Origin of the sequence: Nocardioides sp. LHD-245, from assembly GCF_030929495.1 — a bacterium.
Taxonomy (GTDB): domain Bacteria; phylum Actinomycetota; class Actinomycetes; order Propionibacteriales; family Nocardioidaceae; genus Nocardioides.
The window spans coordinates 76753-98969 of sequence record NZ_JAVFWN010000007.1 but is presented as its reverse complement, the minus strand read 5'-3'; the positions used below and the strand labels follow the sequence as shown (position 1 = coordinate 98969).

Below are 22217 nucleotides of genomic sequence, written 5' to 3'. Positions count from 1 at the left end.
CTTCTGGTGCTGCACGACCGACTCCTTCGGCGCCGCCGTACCCGACGATTTCGGGGGCGGAGTGGTGGGCGGCTCGCGCATGACGGCGAACGAGAGCGGAAGGCGGCCAATCCTGTCGATCGCCGGCCACCGCCGTGCACTCGGCCTACGGTGGTGGCATGGATCGCGACGCACTGACTCACTCCGCAACCGCTGATCGTCCGCATTCTCCTTGGTCGCATGCAGATTCGACTCCGCGACCGAGGCTGCTCGTCGGAGCCCTGCTCGTGGGACTCCTCCTCACAGGCATCTCTCCCGCGGCAGCTCGGGCGAAGGAGCCCGCAGGAACGGTCTCGACTGCCGTCTCGACATTTCACGGCGGTCGTACCACCACCGCCGACAGCGGTCCGGTGCTCGCGGTCGACCACCGACAGCGCCCGCTCGTCGCGACGACCTCCGGACCGTTCCTCGCGCTGGCGCGGTACACGAAGAAGGCCAAGCTCGACAGGAAGTTCTCCGGCGACGGCGTCGCCCGTGTGAAGATCCGCAAGAACCTCTCCGTGTCCGACATCGCGATCGACTCGCGCCGCCGCATCCTCCTGGTCGGCTCTTCCAACGCGAGCAGCGGCGAGCGGGCTCGGCTGATCGTGGTGCGCCTCACCAAGAAGGGAAAGCCGGACAAGTCCTTCGGGCGTCGCGGCATCGTGACCGTCGACCACGCCTCAGGCACAGCGATCACGATCGATCCCGCGGGACGACTCATCGTGTCGGGACGGAGCAGGGCTCCCTCGGCCGCGCTCGTGACCCGGCTGGGCGAGTCGGGCAGCCCGGACACCAGTTTCGGCATCGGCGGCAGCGTTCGGCTCTCCGTGTACGGCCCCCAGGAGACGGCTTCCGTCGGCACGTCCGCCGGGGAGGTGGTCATCGACGCGGCCAACAGGGTCATTGTCGAGTTGCGGGTGTTCCGCGGGATCGGTCAGCCCTCGGAGACCGGGCTGGCACGCTTCACTCCCGGAGGAGTCCTCGACGACACGTTCGGCGCCGCGGGCGGCTACACCTCGAGCACCCTCGGCCTTCCCGCGACCGGTGCGGTGAGCCGCGGGATCGTGGCGCGGTCGGACGGCGGCTTCGCCGTGGCCGGCACCACTCACGGCCAGTTCTTCCTGCAGCGTTTCGACATCGACGGCCTTCCCTCGAGTGCGCCCGTCCTGACGGACGTGACCAGCGGCTATCTGGAGGGCGGCAATGCCATGACGGCGGACTCGCACGGCCGGGTGCTCAGTGTCGGAGACAGCTTCCCGACTCTGGCAGCGTTGCGCTACCGCAGCGACGGCAGCCTCGACACGGGGTTCGCCGCCAACGGCGTCTATCGAGCGACGAAGCTGAAGGGCACCCGAACCATGTCCGCGACCGACGTGACTGTCGATGCCCGCGGCCGCATCTGGGTGACCGGCTTGGCGACGGCGAAGGGCGCACGCAGCGATCGGGTCGTGATCCTGCGCCTGACCGATGACGGCCGCCCCGACCGCACGTGGAGGTCCCGGACCCGGGACTGACGCGCGCCACGGGCGACGCCCGACGGTCCCGCACGGATACCTCGCGCTCTCCCCACGGGTTCGACTTGTCGGGCGATCCCGATGAGTAGTAGTTGCTCAGAGACCACTACTCGCCACCGGTGACATGGTCGCCGCCATGACACGCACACGACTCCCGTCACTGGCGTCCGCCGCGGTCCTCGTCGCCGCGCTCGCCTGCCTGTCCGGCTGCGGCACCGACGAGGACGGTCCCCAGGAGGCCGTCTCCAGCAACAACTCCACCGGCGGTGCGGACGGCAGCCAGAGCCTCGGCGAGGACATCGAGGATGCTCTCGACGCCGTCGGCGAGGATGGCGTCCTCGAGATCACCGCAGAGCAACTGGTAGGCGTCTTCGGTCTGACGGACTACGAGATCGACGACGGCCGATTGGTCATGCTCTCCGAGCAGGACAAGGACCAGGCCGAGGCTCAGTGCCTGCAGGCCGGGTTGGTGCTCGACGGCGTCGGCTCGGACGCCCCTCTGTCGATCAGGTATGACGACACGACCGTGAACTGCGAGGACTTCTCATGACCGCCTTCGGCTCCCTCCTCCCCCGCCTGCGCCGCGCCTCGATCGGCGGCGGCATCGCCCTCGCCGCCTTGACTGCTCCGCTGCTCGCCGTGCTCCCCGGCCAGGCGCAGGCCGCCGAGGTGACCACGACTGTGCAGTTCGCCGGCTGTGAGGTCCGGGACACCCCTTACGGCCACAACACCCAGGTCGGACCGGAGCGGACGTGGAGCCCGAGTCTCAGCTTCGCGATGCCGACCCCGATCGCCTCACACGACGAGATCACGGTCGACGTGGATCTGGGAGACCTGCCCGCGAACGTCCTGCCCGAGGATCTGACCGAGGTCTGGGTCTCCGTCTGGAAGCTGCAGTTCATCAGCGAGCATTGGAACCCGTTGAACTTCTACGACGAGTTCTACGTGGCCAGCCTGGACAAGGACGTTCCCCTGGCGTTCCCCGCCCTGGAGTACGAGACCGACTACGTCGATCCAGGCGTCTACCACCACCGGGTGAAGAGCGTCGAGCTCCTGTTCACCGGCAAGGACACGAACGGCGACTTCGCCGAGTACTCCTTCGAGTGCGACCAGGTCGTGAATCCGCAGCCGATCTTGACGACCGCTGTGTACGACCTCTCCGCGACCCCCGAACTGGTCCTCGACCGAGCCACCGCACAGAGCGGCCAGTCGGTCTCCTTCACCGGTACGAACCTGCTTGCGGCCGCACCTGCGATGCCGCGCGCCCAGGCGAGCCTGACAGTGGGCGGCATCCCCGTCGGCTCCGTCGAAGTCGACGACTCGGGCGGTGTCGCGGGCAGCTTCGCGGTGCCGGTCGGCCTCAGCGGCACGGTCGAGGTGCGGGTGAGCAACGGCCCGAAGTCAGCCAGCCAGATGCTGCAGCTCTCCGCCGGCGGATCCGGGCCAGGCGGCGTGGACGTCAACAATCCGGCCACCTGGCATCCCAACGCGCAAGGGGACGTCATCGACAATCAGGCGAGGCTCAAGGCGGCGACCAAGAAGGTCCGCTCCGGCAAGAAGGTCAAACTCGGCGGTTCCGGATTCGCACCGGGCGAGGCGGTCATCATCAAGGCGAGGACCTCGAAGGGCAAGGGCACCCGGCTCTTCACCAAGGTCGTCTACGCGAACGCCTCCGGCGCCATCAAGGCCGGCCTGAGGCTCAAGCGAGCCGCGAAGGGCAGCTGGCGGGTCACGGCGATCGGAGTCGCGAGCGGCCACGGTGGCGCGACGAAGGTCGAGGTGCGGTGAGCCGCCGCTTCCTGGCGTAGCCGCCGCGAGGGTGGTCGGTTCGGTTCTGGGGGGAGGAACGATCCCTGAACCGGCCACCCTCGGCTTCGTCGCTCACTAAGGTCGGTGGGTGCTGTTCGGACGCCAGGTGCTGCTGGAGAGGATCGTCGACCGGGCGCGGGACCGCCGCTCGACGCTGCTCGTCAGCGTCCCCGGAGCCGGCGGGTCTGCCGTGCTCACCGCTGTCGCCGCATCCCTCGGCACCTCTGTGGTGCACGGCAGCGACGCGGTCGAGGGTGTTCCCTTCGTGCCGTTCGCCAAGCTCCTCGCGTCCTCCGGTATCGATGCCAGCGACGCCCGGACGGTGTACGCGCAGCTCGCGCCATGGCTGGCTGACCAGTTCGTGGTGGTCGACGACGCGGAGTGCCTCGATCTCGCCTCGAGCGTTCTCCTCAGCCATGCCATCCGTGCCGGAGCGACGGTCGTCGCCGGGGTAGGCGACCTGGCGGCTGTGGCACCTGCCTTCCTCGACCTGACCACGACCTGGGACCGCGACGACCTCGGACCGCTGGACGACGACGCCCTGCTCGGGCTGGCCGCGCACCGCCTCGGCACCGAGCCGGACCCGTCCTGGGCCGCCGGTCTGCTCTCCCGGGCGGCCGGCCTGCCCGCCGTGGCAGCAGATCTGGTCGCCCAGGCACTCGACCACGGCCTCGTTCTCCACAGGTTCCGTCCCGGGCCGCGGTCACTGGCGTTGCGCGGCCACCGCTTCGACGCACTGGCGCCGACCGGGGCGGAGCTCCTCGCCGTGCTGGTCCTCGCCGGCCGCCTGCCACTCTCGTCGGCGGCGGCCACGGACCCCGTACTCGCTGATCTCACCGGTCGCGGTCTGGCGCGCGTCGACGATGAATCTCTGACGCCCGGCGGCGATTTGGTGATCGACGTCGTTCTGCCGCAGCTGGTCCCGGAGCGGTGGCCGCACCTGGCGGGGCTGGGGCTGACCGGCCTGCCCGACACCCGCTCCTGGGACGACGTACGGCGGCGTCTGTGCCTCCTCTCGGGGCAGGAGGACGACATGCAAGCCATCCTCGAGACCGGCTCCTGGTTCCTGCAGTGGGGTCGACCGGATCTGTGCCGTCACCTCGTCGCCGAGCGGACCGAACCCGTCTGCCTGCTCCTGCGTGCCCGAGCATACTCGGCCGCGGACGGCGACGCGGCCGAGGCGCTCGCCCTCCTGGATCGTGCCGCGACAAGCACCGACGATCCCGAACTGCTCACCTCGGTCGCGCAGGAGTGGGGTTTGCTGCTGCGCGAGCGGATGTCCGACCAGACAGCGCTGCGCACACGCATTGCCGCGGTCGCCGATCGCCTGCCCGACGGTGCAGCGCGAGCCCGGGTGCTGGCGGTCATCGAGCGAAGGCGAGCCTTCGTCGGTGAGCCGCAGCGTCCGGGCGGGGACCTGGAGACCCACGACGCGAGCACCCGCGCGCTGAGCACCGTGATGGCCGGCGAGCTGCAACGCGCTCGGCAGATCGTCGCTGAGACCCCGGCGGAGCCGGTGGGTCCGGACCCTGCCTTCGAGCGGACGATGCGCGCGCTCGTCGAGTTCCTACCCGTCGTCTACGACGGTCAGATGGCGCTGGCCCGGTCGATGGCCGAGGAGGAGTACCGCCGGGCGCGCAACGAAGGGGGCTCCGGCGCCGGCCTGTGGGGCTACAACCGCGCCAAGATCTCGCTGCACTCGGGGCAGTATCACCACACCGTCGAGTTGGCCATCGCCGCCGGGAAGCATCTGGCCTGGCGCGACGGTACCGGTCTGGCGATGCCGTGTCTCGCCCTCCAGGTGGCCGGCCTAGCTCGTCTCGGCCGTCTCGGGGAAGCCGATCGCCTGGTGGCGCGGTTCACGCCTGAGGAACGACGACTGCCGCGGATCGCGGTCGGCATCGCACGGGTCGAGGCGGAGCGCCACCGCTGGTCAGGTCACCGGGCCGCGGCGGCCGACGCGATGGCTCGGGTCGGACGTCAGGCGATCACCGACGGCGAGGCCTATTCGGGGGTTCTCGCTCTGGACGAGGCGTTCATGCTCGACCCGCGTGCCGACATCGCGGCCGATCTGGCGGCCCATGCGGATCGATCGCGCCTGCTGACCCTCTGCGCGGCGCGGGCGGATGCGATCCTCAGAGGCGATCGGCGCGCCGTGACGGCGGCGGCCGAGCAGTTGGAGTCGCTTCCGATGCCCGGGAGGGCAGCGCATCTGTGGCGGACCGCTGCGCGACTCCAGCGTGAGGCGGGCCGCGAGGCGGCGAGTCGAGCATCTCTGCGGCGAGCCGAGGCGCTGATGGAACAGTGGAGCCTGCCGCTCTGGCCCGAACCCACAACTGTATCGGCAGATCGACTGACCCAGCGCGAGTGGCAGGTGGCCCGTCGCGCCGCGAGCCGGATGCGGAGTCGCGAGATCGCCGAGGAGCTGGGACTGTCGGTGCGTACCGTCGACAATCACCTGGCTGCGTGCTTCCGCAAGCTGGGGGTCACCCGTCGCGACCAGCTGGAGGGCGTCCTGGACGTGTCAGTGGCTCCGGTCGATGTCGAGGAAGACATGCTCGACCTCTGACCTGCGGGCCAACCCCAGCTTGCGCAGGATCCGGCCGACGTGGTTGTCGACGGTGCGCACCGACAGGCCGAGTCGCGCGGCGATCTCCCTGCTGCGCATGCGCGCGGCGATGAGGCGCGCGATCTCGACCTCTCGCGTGGTGAGGGCAGCGGGATCGCCGTCGCCGGGCCACGAGCTGCATCCGGTATCAGCCAGGAGCACGGCGCCGGCGCGGCGGGCGCGGCCGGCGGCGTCCAGGTCTCCGCGCTCACTGTGCAACACCGCGGCCAAGGACCGCGCCTGCACGGCGCGCGACAGGAACCCGGCGGCCGCGAAAGTCCGGGCGGCCTGCTCCAGCGCTGAGGACTCCCGCCGGTGCCACGCATGCGCTCGCTGGGCGAACAGTGCCGCGAGCGGGCCGCCCGACGCATGGGTGTCGAGCAGATCGACCAGAGCGAGATCAGGAGACAGCATCCACGCCTCATCAATGGCCAGCACACCGAGGTGTCGATGCGACTGGGAGACGGCACGGCGTCCCGCGTCCGCCAGCACAGCGGCCGCATCATCCGGCCTGGCGGCCCGCCTGTGCCGCTCGGCGTGAACCCGGGCGACGTGGAGTGCGACCTTGACATCTGCATCGGCCTCGGCCGACAGGTCGCCGAGAGTCCGCAGGGCCGCGTCGAGAGCTCCACGGCGAGCGTCGAGCGCGGCGTGGAGGGCTCTTGCCGGCGCGCGCAGTCCGGTGAAGTCCTGCCAGGCGAGGTGGCGCCCCGCCCGACCGGCCATGCCCTGCGCCCAGTCCAGCCGTCCGGAGTGCAGACCGAGTTCCGCCGCCGCGAACTCCCACATCCCCAGCGACGGGTCCGCGGCACGGGCCGCTCGATCCCGCCGGGTGACCGCCCATTCCTCAGCAATGGCGAGCTGTCCGTCGAAGGCCAGCGCCAGGTAGTGGGACAGCCCGAGAAGCTCGACGGAATGCCCGGGAGCGTCGATCTGTTCGGCGAGCGCGAGCCCGTCGGCGACCTTCGTCAGGGCAGCATCGGGCCGTCCGTCCAGCGACGAGACCATCGCCGAGATCACCGCGACGCCCAACTGGCCATCGAGATCCGCGGCGCGCTCGGCACCCGGGAGGGGCGGCGGCTCGCGCCCTGCCATCAGGTGCCATTTGACGAGGTCCGCGTCGAGAGCGGCACGGTCGGCGCCGGTCAGTCTGTCCGCCACGACTTCGACGGCCGCGATCGCGGCACCGGGGTCCCCACGTCTCACTGCGTGCAGCAGGCCGAGCTCGAGACCGACCCGGAGCAGTACCTCCGGCGCAGCGCGGGGGTGCCGTGCGGCCGACTGGAGGAAGCGGGCAGCCGCCTCGTACTCTCCACCTCCGGACAGGGTCGCACCGCGCAGGAGCGCGAGAACCGGCTCGTCCGCAGACGTGATCGACGCGGACTCGATACCGGCGAGCAGGTCGGAGGCATCGGCCCATCGCTGGCCCTTCACGGCAGCCTGGACCGCAACGATTCCCGCGCGGGATTCGAGCACCTCGCCCGCGCGCACCCGCAGCAGGCAGGCGAGGCCGGACCACTCCGGACCGTGCGCGGCCAACTCGACGGCGAGGGAGGAGCAGGCGAGGCGCCACGACTCCACCGACAGGTCCTCGCGGACCACATCGGCGAGCAGTCGGCCGGCGATCGCGACTCGATCCCCCGTGCGCGTCGCGAGCTCAGCAGCGACGAGATGATCGAGCGCCGCGGGAGGCAGCATCGCGGCAGGCAGTTGCTCGGCGAGCGCCAGCCGGACCAGCCATGGGTGGTCGGCGGGGTCGAGAGCGCGGATCGCCGGCTCATGCAGCTCGACCAGCCGTGCGGTCACCTCCGGATGCCCGATCTCCACGCCGCCCGGACCGTGACGCAAGCTCGCTGCGGCACTGCCGAGGAGCTCGACCACGATCCCGGGTACGCCCTGACCGCGATCAAGCAGGTATGCGGCCGACTCGGCGCACAGATCGTCCCCCAGCACATCGGCCGCGAGGGCGAGGATGGCGTCATCGGGCAGTGGCGTCAGTCGGTGTACCGGCCAGTTGGCACGGACGGCCTCGTCACAGAGCGGCGCGGGCAGGTGGTGGGTCTCGGACGCCGCCACGACGAGCCGCACCCCGGCCCGCGCGAGCTGGACGAGCAGCACCCCGCCGGCGTGATCCACCCCGTCGGCGTCATCGACCAGCACGAGTGCACCTTCCGCGCCCAGATCGCCGGGGATACGGGTGTACGCGGCGATCCCGCGGGTGTCGTAGCCGAGCTGGGCGCTGACCGGTACCGCCAACCCGCCGCTCACCCGCCGTACCGAGCCGTCGATGCGGTCGGCCAACGCGTCGAGAACAGCTGTCCTTCCGCTGCCTCTCGGTCCGATCAGACACCCCGCGCCTCCGGCGCCGAGCATCTCCTCCACATGGTGCAGCAGGGACTCCCGACCGTGCAGACGCGTCATGGCGTCGACTCGACCTCCGACACCGTGTACGACACGAGCGTGTCGCCGTCGTCGACCGAGAACACCACCTGCACCACATAGGTGTCGCTGGCGTAGCCGAGAACAGCACCGTCATCGGAGCCGAAGCGACTGGCCTGCACCAGGCCAGCGCCGTCGAGCTGCGCAGCGACGAGGTCGACGGACTCCTTCACGGACGCCTCGTGGTGGATCACGACGACCCACCCGGCCGCGTCCCCAGTCGCGATCGCACTGCCCTGGCTCACCCTGCCGTCCACGAGCGGGATGTCGCTGGGGAAGTCAGCCGGCAACTCCCGAGTGACGGACAACTGGTTCTGACCATCGTCGAAGGAGACCTCGGAACCGTCACGTTCGATCGACAGGTCGTCCTCACCATCGCCGTCGGTGTCCACAGACCCCTCGCCGTCAACGATGTCGAGCACCTCTCCCGCCGAGGGAGCGCCCCCTCCCCCGCAGCCAGTCAACGACAACGCCGCGACCAAGACCGCTCCCGGGACGGCCGCGAGCCGCCGACGGCGGCTGAGGATGATCGACATGGCTGGACCTCCACGGTCGTTCCGGTGAGACCCGAACCATGCCAGCTCGGACCTGCCCCGGTCATGAGTAACAAGTACTCCGGCGCCGAGCAGCGCGGACACCCTCGCATCCGATCGTGGGTCCCTCGTCCTCTCGCGTCGAGTCCGACCCCGTCGGACGCTTCGACCGCCGGATAGGCAGAGCCGTAGCCAGCGTGGGCGGTCGCTAGCCACCGGACGTGGTTGCGGTCAGGGTTGCCGCTTCAGACTTCGCGACTCAAGGAGGCGCAGCGACGACCAATAGTCCGGCTACGCGCAGCTCGCGGCCTGCTGAGCGAGCGCGGTGCTCTGTGCTTGCGACGCGCTGCTGACAGCGAACTTGGCCTTCTTCTTCCTGACCTTCGCCTTGGCGGTCTTGGCGTTGTTGTGGGTCTTCTTGGCCTTCTTGAGCTTCTTCTTCGCCTTCTGCAACTTGGCCTTGGAAAGTTCAAGTTCGGCGGCAGCAACTGCGACGGCTGTCTGAGCGTTCACGCAAGCAGCACTGGGCGCCGCAGGGGCGACTGGGCCGACCGAACTGGAGAACGCCACGCTGCTGGTGTGGTCGGTCTTGGCGGCGTTCACCCGAACCCGGATCGACTTGTTGGCGTAGGCATTAGTGAGATTCAGCGTCGGTCCGGTCGCGCCGGGGATGTCGATCCCGTTGGCCTGCCACTGGATCGTGGTGGCGCTGTCGGACGGATCCCAGGTGCCGGGGGTAGCAGTCAAGGTCTGGCCGACCATCACGACGCCCGTGATTTGCGGGATCGTGATGTTCTCGATCGCCGGCTGCTCGCCGCTGCCGGACACTGTCAGGCCCGCGTCGATCCCCGTGACCGACTGGTCGGTGGTGGGCGTGATGTCGGCAGCTTGGTCGACGGCGGGCTTGTCGTCGTAGAACTCTTCGCCGTCGCCGTCGGGGCCTCGGAACCCGACGCGGTAGGTCCCGGCGGGGAGATTGGCCAGAGTGTAGGCGCCGTTCTCATCGGTGAAGGCAGCGTCGGGCAGCGCCAACCATTGGCCGCCGCCGGCCTGAGCCCAGACATAGGCGGTCACTTCGGCATCAGGGAGTGGGCTTCCTGTCTGGTTGGTGACGGTTCCGGAGATGGTGGCATCGAGGCCGAGTACACCGTTGACGTCTGGAGTGTCCTGACCGGCCACGACGACGACATCGCCTGCGGATTCAAGGGACGCGGCAGCAGGGTAGAACTCGTCTGCATACTGGGCCCATTCTTCTTGCCAGTAGGGCATCTCGTACTTCACCCGGTAGGTCCCGGCGGGAACGCCATAGGCCGCCCACTCGCCGTCCCCGGACATGCTGTCGAACCAGACCTCTTCCCAATCCTGGGACTGATCGTCCCAGTGCCAGATCCTGATCGAGTACGAGGGCAGCGGGTTACCAGCCTCGTTCGCGATCGTGCCGGAGATCGAACCTCCAAGTTCGAGTTCGGCATTGACGCCAGCGCGCTGCTCAAGGGCCGTCAGGGTGATCGCGCCATCAGGTCCGCCCTGCAGGGTGGTGTTCAGAACCTGATCGGGGTAGCACTCGCCGACGTAGTTTCCGCCGAGCGACCCGGCGGGGTCCCTGAAGCACACCTGGAAGGAGCCCTCCTTCACCCCGCCGACGGTGTAGCTGCCGTCGGCGCCCGTGAGGTCGCGGTTGAAGAAGTCCCAATAGCCCCCACCGAAGCCGTTGTCCTCCCACCGGTAGAGGTCAACCTCGATGCCGGCCAAAGGCGTGCTGGACTCGTCGGTGACCGTTCCAGAGATCGTAGCGCTGGGATCGAGTTCGGCGTCGAGGCCGGTGAGGGCATGGCCCGCGTCGATCGTGATCAAGGGACTGTCATTGAGGACCGCGTGGCCCCCATAGAACTCTTGGAGATGACGGTTGCTCTTGAACCCCAGGCGATAGTTGCCGGGCGCAAGCTCCCCGTCAGCCGAGCTGGAGAACAGATACGTTCCGTCGGGCTCAGTCGTGGCGTTCCAAGCCTCGTCCCACGACGTTTCATCCGGCAGATACACGTAGAGCGTCACCGTGGCGCCGGCGATGGGAGTGCCTGAACTGTCGGTAACTGTGCCGCTGATCGACTGCTCCGGATCAGCCGCATGCGCCGTTGAGATCGACAGGGTCGCCAGACAGACCGCGACCAGCAGGGCCAAGCACTTCTTCATCGCAATACCCCCCATGGCATTGACCTCAGCTCGCCATCTGGCGAGCCAGACGCCGGCACTATACCGACGCCAGCGTCGCTCGTGGGCTGCGACCATCGAGCATCACCGAGATTCACGGCCCCTGGGATGACGACGGAAGCGGTCGGCGAACGTAGCGACGAGCCTCGACACTCGAGCGCCAACCCGTCGGCGCTCGACGTCTCCTCCAGCATGTCTGGCGCGGCCCCAACGAAGGGGCAATGGGCCGGACCCGTCAGGGCTTCATCCTCGCGCTACGGGCAATGCCGGCTGCCGGCGGGTTAGATCAAGCAGATCCAGGGCCGGCCAACAGGTGACGATCCGAGGGCTCCTCAGTGCAGTTCGGCTTCGAGGTCGGCAAACGGGTAGTCCTCGGGCGCGAGGAACTCTGTTCCAGGCAGAACGCGGCCGTTGGGATCGGCGGAGTTGACGTAGTTGGCGAGGCTGCGCGGCGCCTGTCGGTAGATGAGGTCGACCTGGTCGGCGTACTTCTCTGCGAGGGCAGGGTCGTCCCAGACGATGATGTTCTGCTCGTCGGAGTGCCAGCCGAGCTGGGTCCAGTTCTCGCTGCTCGACAGGACGGCGTTGCCGTCCTTGCGTCCGTCCAGGTTGCCCTGGACGGAGAGCCCTTTGAGGTGGACGTAGCGGTCTTTGAACTTGTTGGCGGTTGCGCCGGTGATGTAGACCATCTGCTTGGCGGGAAGGCCCGCGAGGATGTTGCGGATCTTGAGCGGCATCATCATGAACACGATCCGCACATCGCAGCCCTGGTCGCGCAGTTGGCGGACCTTGCGGGCGACCTGGACACCGCGCTCGTCGCCCCACACCGCGTTGGCGATACGGACTTTGGTTCGACCAGATGGGGTGTTCGCGGCGCCCGTGCACTGCACCTTGTTGAGGACCTTCAGCGCAGGGTCGATCTCACGCCGGTGGGGCGCGAACATCGAGGTGATCGTGGCGCCCGGCGTGGTAGTGCTGGGCACGGTGAACCGCAGCGGCTTGGCGTTCTTGTCCTTCTTGGCCTGGTTCCACATCGTCATCCAGCCGTCGTAGAGCGACTGGTTCTCGGTGATCGTGGTCCAGTCGTTGAACTGCTGGACCGCGGCCGCGCCGGTGAAATTGCCGGACCCTTGCATCGCGATCCAGCTCGTCGCCCCCGACCGGCTGACCAGCATCAGCTTGGAGTGCATCGCGCCGCCCTTGCCTCGGCACGTAGCACTGCATGTGCGGATCCAGCTGCGCAGTTCCTTCGGCCGGTCCGCGTTGCCATTCTTCAGGGCGCTGCGCAACGTCGGGTAGGAGCGGCCTGGGCCCTGCCCGCGGGCAAGACCGCGGGCCATGATGATCTGCACGGACACGCCGCGCTTGTGCGCGGCGATGAACTTGCGAGTGAATAGCGGGGAGTCGAAGTTCCAGGTCATGAGCCGGACGGTCTGGCCCGCGGGGACGTTCTTCAGGGTCTTGATGATCTTGCGTTGGATCTTCCCGCGCTTCTTCCCCCGGAAGGGGTGGTTGAAGACGATGCCCGGAGTCACGACGTAGTTCGGATTCGGCGCACGCTGCGCGATCGCACGACCAGCCAGATCCTGCGTCATCGGAGCAGTGGCGGGCGCGGCTGTCGCCACAGACACCTGGGCAGTCACGACGCCCGGGTCCGGCACATTCTCGGCTTCCGCAGGAGGCGATGCCCAGGGTGCAGCGATAGCAATGGTGGTTGCGAACACGACCGTGACAAACCTCCGGCCCAGGTACGTCACCCGGCCATCCTGCGATGGATTCATCCGGTCTCGATGAAGAAGGTTCATGAACGAGGCCCCCAGTTCGACGTCACGATGTCCAAGCTCCTTCAGCCAAGTGCCGCGATGATCTTCCAACTCACCCAGTTCGTGGCGTTGCTCCCGGGTGGATCCAGCAGCGTACCCACGACCGAGCCCCGCCGTCGGGTTGTCTGACAATGCCACCGTTCCCTTCTAGAGGAGGTTCTGGGACGAGCCCGGCTCCGCTCAAGGGGACGCGCGCCGTCGAGGCGGCCGCGGGAGCGACCCGTGAGGTGATGAGGTGATGAGGTGATGAACTGACGCCGCCTCGCCGGATCCTCAGCGATAGCGTTCGACGGGTCTACAGTCGTGCGGACACCTGCCGAGTGCGCGGCGTGACGTTGGCCCGCCCCGGGGCGATTCCGACAAAGGCGCCCGAAGAACGTCGGGAATGGCCTAGGTTCGCCAGAGGCAGCGGTCGTTGTCCGGCCGGCTGCGCATCGCGCCGTGATCGATTCGTGGGGGAAGTCTGTGCGCCGAGGTGTTGTCGTTGGCTTGTTCGCGTTCTGCGTTGCGTTCGGGGGGCTGACAGTTGCCTCGGCTCCGATCGCGGCTACCACTGGTTCCGGTTCGACGATCGGGCTGATCGCTGGTCAGGTCACTGAGGAGCAGACCGGGCAGGGCTTGCCGGGGATCGCAGTCGACGTCTACCACCGCGAAGTGGCCGTCGTTGATGGCGCGGAGCGTGAGCATTGGGCGTGGTCGGCCAGCGTCGAGACCGACGGCTCCGGCCAGTACTCGGTCGAGCTCGATGCAGGCGACTATCGACTGCGTTTTGCTGACGGCGGGGACAACTCCGGGTACCTGCCCACGTGGACCGGCGGCCAGGATCTGGAGACCGCTGCGACGGTCATGGTCGGTGCTGGCGAAACCCAAACCGTTGATGTCGCGTTGACAGCGGCCGTGTCCATCACGGGCACGGTGACTGATGCTGGAGCCACGGGGACGGCGATCGCTGGTTTGACGGTGGCAGCGTGGATCCAGGACCCGGAGGAGGTCGATGGTGTCAGTCGTTTGGTCTGGCGCTATGCCGAGACGGCCGCGACTGACCGCGATGGGCATTACGAGCTCAGGGTGGCGCCTGGGGTGTATCGGGTGGGTGTCAGCGACGATGCCGGCCGCTGGGAGCCCGTGTTCTTCGGGCAGCAGGTAAGTGTGGCGGACGCATCTTCGGTCACTGTCGACGGTGCAGGTGCGACCGGCGTCGATATGGCGGTCGATGAGCTGCCGGCCATCCACGGAATCGTCACAGATGGCAGCGGGCCCGAGGAAGCAAGGCCGCTTGCCGGCATCGATGTGGTGGCTTATCAGGAGGTCCAGGGCCACGACGGTCCTACGTGGCTGAGCACACGCTCAGCCACGACGAACACGGACGGGTCGTATGACCTCTACGCACCCGCCGGGACCTACCGAATCGGGTTCCACGACCCCAAGGGCATGTGGCGACCCGAGTACGCCTCGGGAGCCGACACCTTGACGGATGCCGCCGACATCGAGGTTTCCGAGACAGGCTACGGCGACCTCGATGCCCAACTGGCGCCCGCAGCCGCGCTTCAGGGAGTCGTACGGGGCGACGGCGCTCCGCTGCCCGGGATCATTGTGGTCGGCTTCGCCCAGCAGCACAACGACCAGGACAGCACCCACAACGACGATCGGGTTGAGATCGTCGAGGGCCGCACCGACGCAGAGGGGCGCTACCGGTTGCCTGCAACTCCCGGAGCGACCTACCGCGTCGGGGCGATCGATCCGACGGGGGCGTGGGCGGACGGCTATTACGGACCGTCGGCCAGTCTCGATGAGGCAGCCGATGTGCCGGTCAGTGATCAGCCGGTGACCGGAGTCGACGTTGAGCTCGCACCGGCGCAGGTCGCCACCGTGAGCGGCATCGTCCTGCATGACGGTCTCGCAACGGCGAATGTCACCGTCACCGCGTACCGATTCTATCCAGACACGGAGAATCCGGTTTGGGCAGCCGTGCGCAGTGCGGTGACGGGGACGGGGACGGACGGGCGGTACGTGCTGCGGGTGCCCGACGGTCTGTACCGATTCGTGTTCGCCGAGGAGGACGCGACCTACCTCCCGTCCTGGTACAACGATGGGGCGACGATGGCAGACGCCCTCGACGTTGCCGTGGCAGCACCCGACGCATTGGCCGGGATCGACGCTGACCTCGTCGCCCGCGACTCCGGGCAACCGGAGGTGCTCAACCAGACACCGCCGAGCATCCCGACGGCTGCGACCGTCGGAGCTGAACTGGCCATCGACCCAGGCCAGTGGAATCCGAGCGATGCCACGCTGACATTCCAGTGGTACGCCGACGAGACACCGATCTCCGGAGCCACCCAGAGCTCCTTCACACCGACCTCCGAACAGGTGGGCCAGCAGTTGTCTGTACTGGTCGAGGCATCCAAGGACGGCTACATCAGTGCGGCAGTCGCTTCCAACGCCACGTCCGCGGTAGTGACGGGCGCCACGCCTACAGACGACCCCACGATGCCCAGCACTGGACCCGGCACACCGGCCTGTCAGAACACCACCGACAACGCCATGGTCGCAGCCGCAGCGGTCACCAAAGCTGAGAAGAAGCTGGCCAAGCTCAAGAAGAAGCTCCGCAAGGCCAAGAAGGCGAACCAGCAGGGCAAGGTTGGGAAACTCAAGAAGAAGGTCAAGCACGCGAAATCGGCACTCACAACAGTCCGGAGCGCCCAGGCGATGACGCAGGCACAACAGAAATCGGCCTGCTCGAACACAGCGAAGAGGCGATCCAGCAGGATGACGCTTCCGCCGGACACCCCCGAGACATGGGCCAACACCACTGGCTCGACAGAAGATCAAACACCAGCCGGAGAAACCACGCTGCCGGACGGTTGGATTTCGGTGGTGCAGCTCCAGCACGTTCTCTCCGCCCCATGCCAAGACATCGTGTTCGTCGGTGCTCGAGGCTCCGGTGAGGCCAGCGACAGTGCCGACGGATTCGGCACCCGCGTAGCCAACGTCTGGGAAGGCTTCAAGACGAGTCTCTCCGCCCGCCGTGTTGGCTACTACGCAGTGACTTACCCCGCTCAAGCCGTCGACGCGATCGCCGTCGACGTTGGCGATACCTACTTCGCCGGTCTACGCACCGGCGTCGAGGACGCCCGCAACTTCCTCTACCACCGCAGCCGACTGTGCCCGAGCGAGAGATATGTCCTGTCTGGCTACTCCCAGGGCGCGATGGTCGTCCACCGAGTGATGTGGGACACCGGCCTCCAGGACACTCGCCAGCTCCTCGCCGTCCTCGCGATTGCTGACGGTGACCGGCTCGCATTCGAAGGCTCGCAGAACTGGGGCACCGCGTCGCCGTCGAACGGCATCACCTGGTACCCACTCGCAGGCGTCGGCCGCGGGTCACGCGACTACGCCCGCCGGGCAGCGATCCCGGACTACATCCGCCCACGATTCATCTCAGTCTGCGATCACGGCGACTCGGTCTGCGACCCCGGCGCCATGCCCATAGACGGCGGAATGGCGATCCACGGCGACCACTACCAGAACGTCCACGATGACGCCTGGCTGGCCGGCTACGTCGCCGGTGGATGGGCCAACCAGAACACTCAACCCGGGGCGCCCATGCAGATCACCAACCAGACCACCATCAACGCGGCCACCGGCCTCGACTACGAAACCACCCTCGGCGCCCGCGGCGGCGTACCCCCGTACCGGTTCGCAGTCACCACAGGCAGGTCCGAACTGGGACTGGCTGGCATCTACGTCACCACCAGCGGCAAACTCTACGGTCGGCCAAACGCGGCAGGCACCTACGACTTCACACTCCAGGTGCGCGACGTCAACGGTCAACTCGCCCAGGTCGCGATGCGGCTGCACGTAGAGGATCCGCCCTGGGGATCAGGGACGTCAATGAGCCAAGGGCTTCCCTCGGTGAACTTCAGTGGCCGCTACATCGCCCACCGCTCGTATGAATACGTCAACGGAAATGTGCTGGCAACCATCGAGCTATGGGACCGCTCAACGGGCGCAGTCCAGCGCATCAGCTCCGCAATCGACGGGGGTTACCCGAACGCCGACTCGTGGCTGACCACAATCAGCAGCGACGCCCGATACATCGCATTCGCATCGACCGCAAGCAACCTCGTCGCCGGCGACGAGGCCGGCACCACGGACATCTTCATCTGGGATCGATACGGAACAGGAAACCGACTCACCCGAATGAACCCAGGCCCGCTCCCGCTCGTCGACGGCCCGGCACGGCTCTCCATGAGTGGCAGTGGCCGCTACCTCACTTATCCCATCAACCAACCCGACCCCGAAGACCCCAGCCACAGCCGAAGCCAAGTCGTCCGGTGGGATCGAGTCACCGGTCAGCATGTTGTGGTCTCGCAGCAGTGCGCCGACGGCTATGCCGGAGGCTGGTCCGGCCCGGACGCGATCAGCAACGACGGACGATACGTCGCCTACACGACCGGCAAGATCATCGATGGCGGGGGTAGCGTTCAAGCTATCTGTGTCTGGGACGCCACAACCGGTCAATCCACCAAAATCACCTCCGGCCTCAACGGCGCCGAACTCGACTACCCCGACGCAAGCCGGCCGGCGATCAGCGGAGACGGCAACTTCGTCGCCTTCGAGTCCTCAGCCAGCAATATCGTCGAAGGTGACGACGGCTCCAGCTGGGACGTCTTCGTCTGGCATCGAGCCGACAACACCTTCGAACGCGATCCCTACGAGGACGGCAACTGGTGCAGTCCGGAAGGCCCCGTCACCGCGACACCCACCATCAGCGACGACGGACAACACGTCGCCTGCAACGGCACCACGCTCGTGTGGGACCGCACCGAAGGAACCATCGCGCCAATCGTCACGCCTCCCGACGGATGGTTCGCACACCCCACTGACCCAGGCGGCTGGACATCCATCAGCGGCAACGGCAGCGTTCTTGCCTTCGCGTCGACCTACCTTGAGCCGAACACCTACCAGCCGCGCCTCTACGCGGGGATATCTGCCACCCACACCGCGGAGTCCCGGCCCCAGAATTAGACGGTATGTAGCGACCCGGTCGATGGAGCGTGTTGCGGACCGGGGCCCCTCGCTCACGAGATTGGACCTGCTGCACGAACGGGTGCCAGGTTGACCTGGCACCCGTTCGTGCAGCAGTGAATCGCCCCGGGTTTCGTGGGGATTCTGGTGTGTCCCGGGTTCCGCGTAGTCGAGATTCTTGGGGCCTCCACCAGACCCGGGGGCGATTCAGCAGTCCCTACCGACGCTCGGCACCGGCCAGGGACTGTGGCGGATCAAGAACCGCTCCTTCGTCGTCCAGCACCAGATGCCCGCGCCGAGCTTGAACTCTTCGACACCACCGGACGCATGACAGGAGCTCTTTAGAAGTTCCCGCGAATATCGACGGTTCGTCGCGGAACCTGAGTGTCCACTGGAGACTGCCAGTCTGCACGTGCGCTCATGTTCGCTTGAACGTCGGTCCCTCACGAGGACTCAATAGCGTCGGTCGCGCGGACGGGACGGTCCCACCGGGAGGCTCTGACGTGGCTGTGCACAGAAGTCCAAGGTGGCGTACAAGGCGTCGAGTTCGGTCGAGGGCCGGCGGATCGCGGAGAAGGTCCCCGCGTCGCTGCCGACCTGCCCAATGCCAGAGATCCGCCGGCTCGGGAAGACGCTCAAGCAGTGGCGCGAGGCCTTCCTGGCCTACTCCGACGCCGGCAGAGCCAGCAACGGCCGTCAGGTCGTCCCCGCCCGTGTAGCCCTGCGGTCGATGAGGACGAGGGGGACTGTGATGGTAGCGAGCCCGGCGCCGATCCAGGCCACGATCGTGATGGACGCACCAGCGTTGAGGACGACGCCGGCCAGGAGAGGCACGAAGCTGATTCCCAGCTGGAACGCAGACACGGTGGTGGCTCCGGCCAGGGTCGGCGCGCTGGCGGCGAGGGCGAAGACACGGCTGTAGAGGGCGGGGTTGATCAAGAAGCCGGATACTCCGAGCAGGAACACGAGCGGGATGACGGCCAGCGCCTGCGTGGCGAGGGATGCGATCAGCACCGAACAGATGGCGATCCCCGTAGATCCGATGATCAGCGTGAAGTGGGGGTGCCGATCGGAGATCCGGCCCCCGATAGCGAGTCCTAGGTAGGCGCCGATGCCGAAGAGGACGAGCACGGCGGCGATCCAGGCATCGGGGATTCGGGTGACCTGGGTCAGGACTTCGGCGAGGTAGTTGAAGGTGATCATGTAGGCCGCAGTAGTGAGCAAGGTGACCGCGTACACGAGCCAGAGGCGCGGTCGCCGCATTGTGCGAAGCTCTCGGCTCACCGACGGTCGCTCCACTGCAGCGGTGCGAGGCATCGCGGCGACGACGGCGACTGCTCCGATGAGTGTCAGCACTACGACCAGCCAGAACCCGCCCTGCCAGCCGGTGTTGTAGGCGATCAGAGTTCCGGCGGGACCGCCGAGGATCATCGCCAGGCTGAGCCCGCTGACGACCACACCGGATGCACGCGCGGCGCGTTCTGGCGGGACCATGCTGACGGCGGTGACTGCCGCGACGGCGAAGAATCCTGCGTAGGCGAGTCCGGCGAGGAACCGGGTGGCGAGCAGCGCGGGGTAGGTGCCGACGATGAGTCCGGCGGCGATGCAGGCGGCGAAGGCGAGCTGGGTTAGCACGAGCGCGGTCCTGCGCGGCCAATGCAAACTGATGACCGCGAAGGGTGGGCCGCCGAGGACAACGCCGATGGCGAACGCGGTGATGAGCCAGCCGACCGTGGCGATGCTGACCTCGATATCGGCAGCGACGGCGGGAAGCACTCCGGCGAGGAGGAACTCGGCGCTGCCCATGGCGAAGAGACTGAACGCGAGCAGATACACCCCCAGCGGCAGCACACTCGCCCGCGCTGGGGCAGCGACGGCAGTCATGAGCGGCCCCGTGGTGTGCTCGTGTCCGCCCGTTCTACCGCGGCTTCGATGTCCGTCTCCAGGAGCCACGACGTGATGGCGATCGCAGCAGCGGAGGCCTCGCCGGCGGCGGTGATGACCTGTGCGCGGGGATTGACCACGTTGCCGCAGGCCCAGACACCGGGAACACTCGTTGCGCCCGGCCCCTCGACCGCCACCCACCCGGTATCCGGCACAGTCGCGCAGCCCAATGCGTGAAGGATCGCGTCGTTGGGCCGGGGCTGGGGTGCGATGAACGCCGCCTCGCACTCCACCATTGTGCCGTCAACCAATTCGATGCCGATCAGGCGACCCTGGTCGCCTCGAAGCCGGGCGACGGTGCCATCCTTGATCCGCACCCCGAACGCCTCCAAGCGGCCGCGTTCGTTCTCCTGGATGTCCATGTCGTGGGGACAGAGGGTCACGCGGTCGCTGTAGCGGCGCAGCAGCGCTGCCTGGTGAAGCGTCATGGCAGGTGCCTGTCCGCCGATGACGACGAGGTTCCGGTCGGCGACTTCGTGGCCGTGGCAGTGCGGACAGTGGTGCACTGCCGATCCCCACAGTTCTCGCACCCCGGCGATGTCAGGAAGCTCATCAGTCAGGCCCGTCGCGTCCAAGACCGCACGAGTCGTCATCATTACGCCCGAGTCCAAGGTGACCACGAAGCCACCATCCGCGTGGCTCCGGGCGTCCACCACCCGGGCATGCACGAACTCGGCGCCGTACCCCACCACCTCTCGTCGACCGATCTCGAGGAACTCTGCGGGATCGACGCCGTCGCGTGAGACGAAGCCGTGCATATGAGCTGCCTGCGCGTTCCGTGGCGTCCCGTCCTCGACCACCAGCACGTTGGCACGCGCCCGCGTCAACACGAGCGCCGCCGACAGACCGGCTGCGCCGGCACCGATGACCACAACATCTCGATGGTTCTCCATCGCCATCACCTCCGAGATCGACGATCGCCGAGCTCCGTTCGAATCAGCAACTTTCGTTGCCGAAAACGGAACGATCTGGTGACATAGAGGTATGGCTACTCATCCCGCCATTGATGCCACCCTCAGCCAGGTCGGCGTCCGGTTGCGTCAACTCAGAGAGAAGAAAAGCCTCTCGCTCGGCGATCTCAGCGGCACCACGGGGATCTCCAAGAGCACCCTGTCCCGACTGGAGACCGGACAACGCAAGCCAAGCCTGGAACTGTTGCTGCCCATCGCTGCAGCCATGGGCGTTCCGCTCGACGAGATCGTCGCTGCGCCGCGCATCGTCGATCCGCGAATGCCCCAGAAGGCCCAACGGACCGGCGGTCGCGTCATCGTCCCGCTGTCCAGAAACCAGGGCGAACCAAAGGCCTACAAGCTCACCATCCCAGCCAGCGAATCCGCCCCTTCCACCCGCACCCACCCCGGCTACGAATGGCTCTACGTACTGACCGGTCGGCTCCGCCTGATCCTCGGCGACTACGACCTCACCCTCGGCCCAGGAGAGGTCGCCGAGTTCGACACCCAACAACCGCACTGGTTCGGATCGGCCGGGAAGGGAGACGTTGAGATCCTCAGCCTCTTCGGCGGACGAGGCGAACGCGCACACCTCAGAGCCCGAACCAAATCTCCCCCACCGAGAACAGGGCGACCCCTCCCCGGTGCTGGCTCCTGAACACTCCATCCGGCGGCGAGCGAGAGTCGGCCACCTGTCGGCACGTCCCTGTTTTGACAACGAAAGTTGTCCACTTGAGCGGAGGGCTGAGATGCTCGCTCTCCGAGGCGATGGCGACGGTGAACCTTGGGAGTCCCACCGGCCTTCGCCTATTCACTCTTGAACACTACTTACCGAAAGGGCACGATGCCTGAACGGATGAAGAACGTGTACAAGCTCGCCGTGGATGGTTATCGGGGGCTCACTGCGGTCGAGGAGTACGTCAACAGCAGTGGAATACCCAGAGGACTCCTCGAGCTCATGCGGATTCGAGCCAGTCAGATCAATGGTTGCGCGGTCTGTGTCGATATGCACTCACATAAGGCACGGTCGGTGGGAGAGAGCGATGAGCGTCTTTGGTCGGTCTCAGCATGGCGCGATACACCGTTCTTCACTGACGCTGAGCGTGCGGCACTTGCACTGACCGAGTCGATGACCCGCATCGCCGACAACTCCGCGGGCGTTCCCGACGACAGCTGGGACGAGGCCGCCGCTCACTTCGCAGATAAGGAACTGGCGGCGTTGGTGACCGCAATCGCAACGGTCAACGCGTGGAACCGAATCAACGTGTCTGCGCGACTGATTGCCGGCAGCTTCCGCTGAGCATCTCTCGGGCAACTCCGCTATTCGGAGGCGCGCCATG

Annotated in this window: 13 protein-coding genes; 7 read left to right on the top strand and 6 right to left on the bottom strand. The window is 67.3% G+C overall.

Annotation, left to right across the window (positions count from 1 at the left end; all coding sequences use genetic code 11):
• Nucleotides 1-266 precede the first annotated feature (266 nt).
• The 4 genes from RB608_RS12610 to RB608_RS12595 all read left to right on the top strand — a co-directional run bounded on the left by RB608_RS12610 (nt 267) and on the right by RB608_RS12595 (nt 5913).
• Entirely contained in the window at nt 267-1535 is a 1269-nt protein-coding gene (locus RB608_RS12610; RefSeq protein ID WP_308088285.1) for a hypothetical protein, read from the top strand.
• A 136-nt stretch (nt 1536-1671) separates the two neighbouring features.
• Nucleotides 1672-2085 carry a hypothetical protein gene (locus RB608_RS12605; protein WP_308088284.1) on the top strand — a complete coding sequence of 138 codons (414 nt, stop codon included), beginning with the start codon at nt 1672-1674 and terminating at the stop codon, nt 2083-2085.
• Nucleotides 2082-3323, top strand: coding sequence for a hypothetical protein (locus RB608_RS12600; RefSeq protein WP_308088283.1), 1242 nt, complete (start codon nt 2082-2084; stop codon nt 3321-3323). Before RB608_RS12605 ends, RB608_RS12600 begins: the two co-directional genes overlap by 4 nt.
• Nucleotides 3324-3432: 109 nt before the next feature.
• On the top strand, nt 3433-5913 hold the full coding sequence (locus tag RB608_RS12595) for a LuxR C-terminal-related transcriptional regulator (protein WP_308088282.1): 2481 nt from the start codon (nt 3433-3435) through the stop codon (nt 5911-5913).
• On the opposite strand, the gene RB608_RS12590 is transcribed toward RB608_RS12595, so the two are convergent.
• The 4 genes from RB608_RS12590 to RB608_RS12575 all read right to left on the bottom strand — a co-directional run bounded on the left by RB608_RS12590 (nt 5869) and on the right by RB608_RS12575 (nt 13093).
• Nucleotides 5869-8373: a LuxR C-terminal-related transcriptional regulator gene (locus RB608_RS12590; protein WP_308088281.1), complete on the bottom strand. Its 2505-nt coding sequence runs from the start codon at nt 8371-8373 to the stop codon at nt 5869-5871. The genes RB608_RS12595 and RB608_RS12590 overlap by 45 nt on opposite strands.
• The gene (locus RB608_RS12585; RefSeq protein WP_308088280.1) at nt 8370-8927 is read right to left on the bottom strand and encodes a hypothetical protein; all 558 of its coding nucleotides are present in this window, start codon (nt 8925-8927) and stop codon (nt 8370-8372) included. The genes RB608_RS12590 and RB608_RS12585 overlap by 4 nt, the downstream gene beginning before the upstream one ends.
• A gap of 288 nt (nt 8928-9215) precedes the next feature.
• Nucleotides 9216-11102, bottom strand: a complete 1887-nt coding sequence (locus RB608_RS12580) for a carboxypeptidase regulatory-like domain-containing protein (protein ID WP_308088279.1) — start codon at nt 11100-11102, stop codon at nt 9216-9218.
• A 362-nt stretch (nt 11103-11464) separates the two neighbouring features.
• Complete coding sequence (locus RB608_RS12575; RefSeq protein ID WP_308088278.1) at nt 11465-13093, bottom strand: phospholipase D-like domain-containing protein; 1629 nt, start codon at nt 13091-13093, stop codon at nt 11465-11467.
• A 351-nt stretch (nt 13094-13444) separates the two neighbouring features.
• Here RB608_RS12575 and RB608_RS12570 point away from each other — a divergent pair, with 351 nt between their 5' ends.
• Nucleotides 13445-17983, top strand: coding sequence for a cutinase family protein (locus RB608_RS12570; RefSeq protein WP_308088277.1), 4539 nt, complete (start codon nt 13445-13447; stop codon nt 17981-17983).
• Nucleotides 17984-18679: 696 nt separating this feature from the next.
• Here the strand turns inward: RB608_RS12570 and RB608_RS12565 are convergent.
• Both RB608_RS12565 and RB608_RS12560 read right to left on the bottom strand, forming a co-directional pair.
• A complete protein-coding gene (locus RB608_RS12565; RefSeq protein ID WP_308088276.1) occupies nt 18680-19867 on the bottom strand; it encodes an MFS transporter in 1188 nt (395 codons plus the stop codon).
• Nucleotides 19864-20820 carry an NAD(P)/FAD-dependent oxidoreductase gene (locus RB608_RS12560; protein ID WP_308088275.1) on the bottom strand — a complete coding sequence of 319 codons (957 nt, stop codon included), beginning with the start codon at nt 20818-20820 and terminating at the stop codon, nt 19864-19866. Before RB608_RS12560 ends, RB608_RS12565 begins: the two co-directional genes overlap by 4 nt.
• Before the next feature lie 91 nt (nt 20821-20911).
• On the opposite strand from RB608_RS12560, the gene RB608_RS12555 reads away from it, so the two are divergent.
• Together RB608_RS12555 and RB608_RS12550 are read left to right on the top strand one after the other, a co-directional pair.
• Complete coding sequence (locus tag RB608_RS12555) at nt 20912-21535, top strand: XRE family transcriptional regulator (RefSeq protein ID WP_308088274.1); 624 nt, start codon at nt 20912-20914, stop codon at nt 21533-21535.
• Between the two features lie 198 nt (nt 21536-21733).
• Nucleotides 21734-22177 (top strand): carboxymuconolactone decarboxylase family protein, encoded by a 444-nt coding sequence (locus RB608_RS12550; RefSeq protein ID WP_308088273.1) that lies wholly within the window; start codon nt 21734-21736, stop codon nt 22175-22177.
• Nucleotides 22178-22217: the final 40 nt, after the last annotated feature.

What these genes read in the sequence shown, in the direction of transcription:
- RB608_RS12605 (WP_308088284.1), top strand. Translation starts at nt 1,672, where the DNA reads ATGACACGCACACGACTCCCGTCACTGGCGTCCGCCGCGGTCCTCGTC.
- RB608_RS12600 (WP_308088283.1), top strand. Translation starts at nt 2,082, where the DNA reads ATGACCGCCTTCGGCTCCCTCCTCCCCCGCCTGCGCCGCGCCTCGATC.
- RB608_RS12590 (WP_308088281.1), bottom strand. Translation starts at nt 8,373, where the DNA reads ATGACGCGTCTGCACGGTCGGGAGTCCCTGCTGCACCATGTGGAGGAG.
- RB608_RS12585 (WP_308088280.1), bottom strand. Translation starts at nt 8,927, where the DNA reads ATGTCGATCATCCTCAGCCGCCGTCGGCGGCTCGCGGCCGTCCCGGGA.
- RB608_RS12565 (WP_308088276.1), bottom strand. Translation starts at nt 19,867, where the DNA reads ATGACTGCCGTCGCTGCCCCAGCGCGGGCGAGTGTGCTGCCGCTGGGG.
- RB608_RS12560 (WP_308088275.1), bottom strand. Translation starts at nt 20,820, where the DNA reads ATGGAGAACCATCGAGATGTTGTGGTCATCGGTGCCGGCGCAGCCGGT.
- RB608_RS12555 (WP_308088274.1), top strand. Translation starts at nt 20,912, where the DNA reads ATGGCTACTCATCCCGCCATTGATGCCACCCTCAGCCAGGTCGGCGTC.
- RB608_RS12550 (WP_308088273.1), top strand. Translation starts at nt 21,734, where the DNA reads ATGAAGAACGTGTACAAGCTCGCCGTGGATGGTTATCGGGGGCTCACT.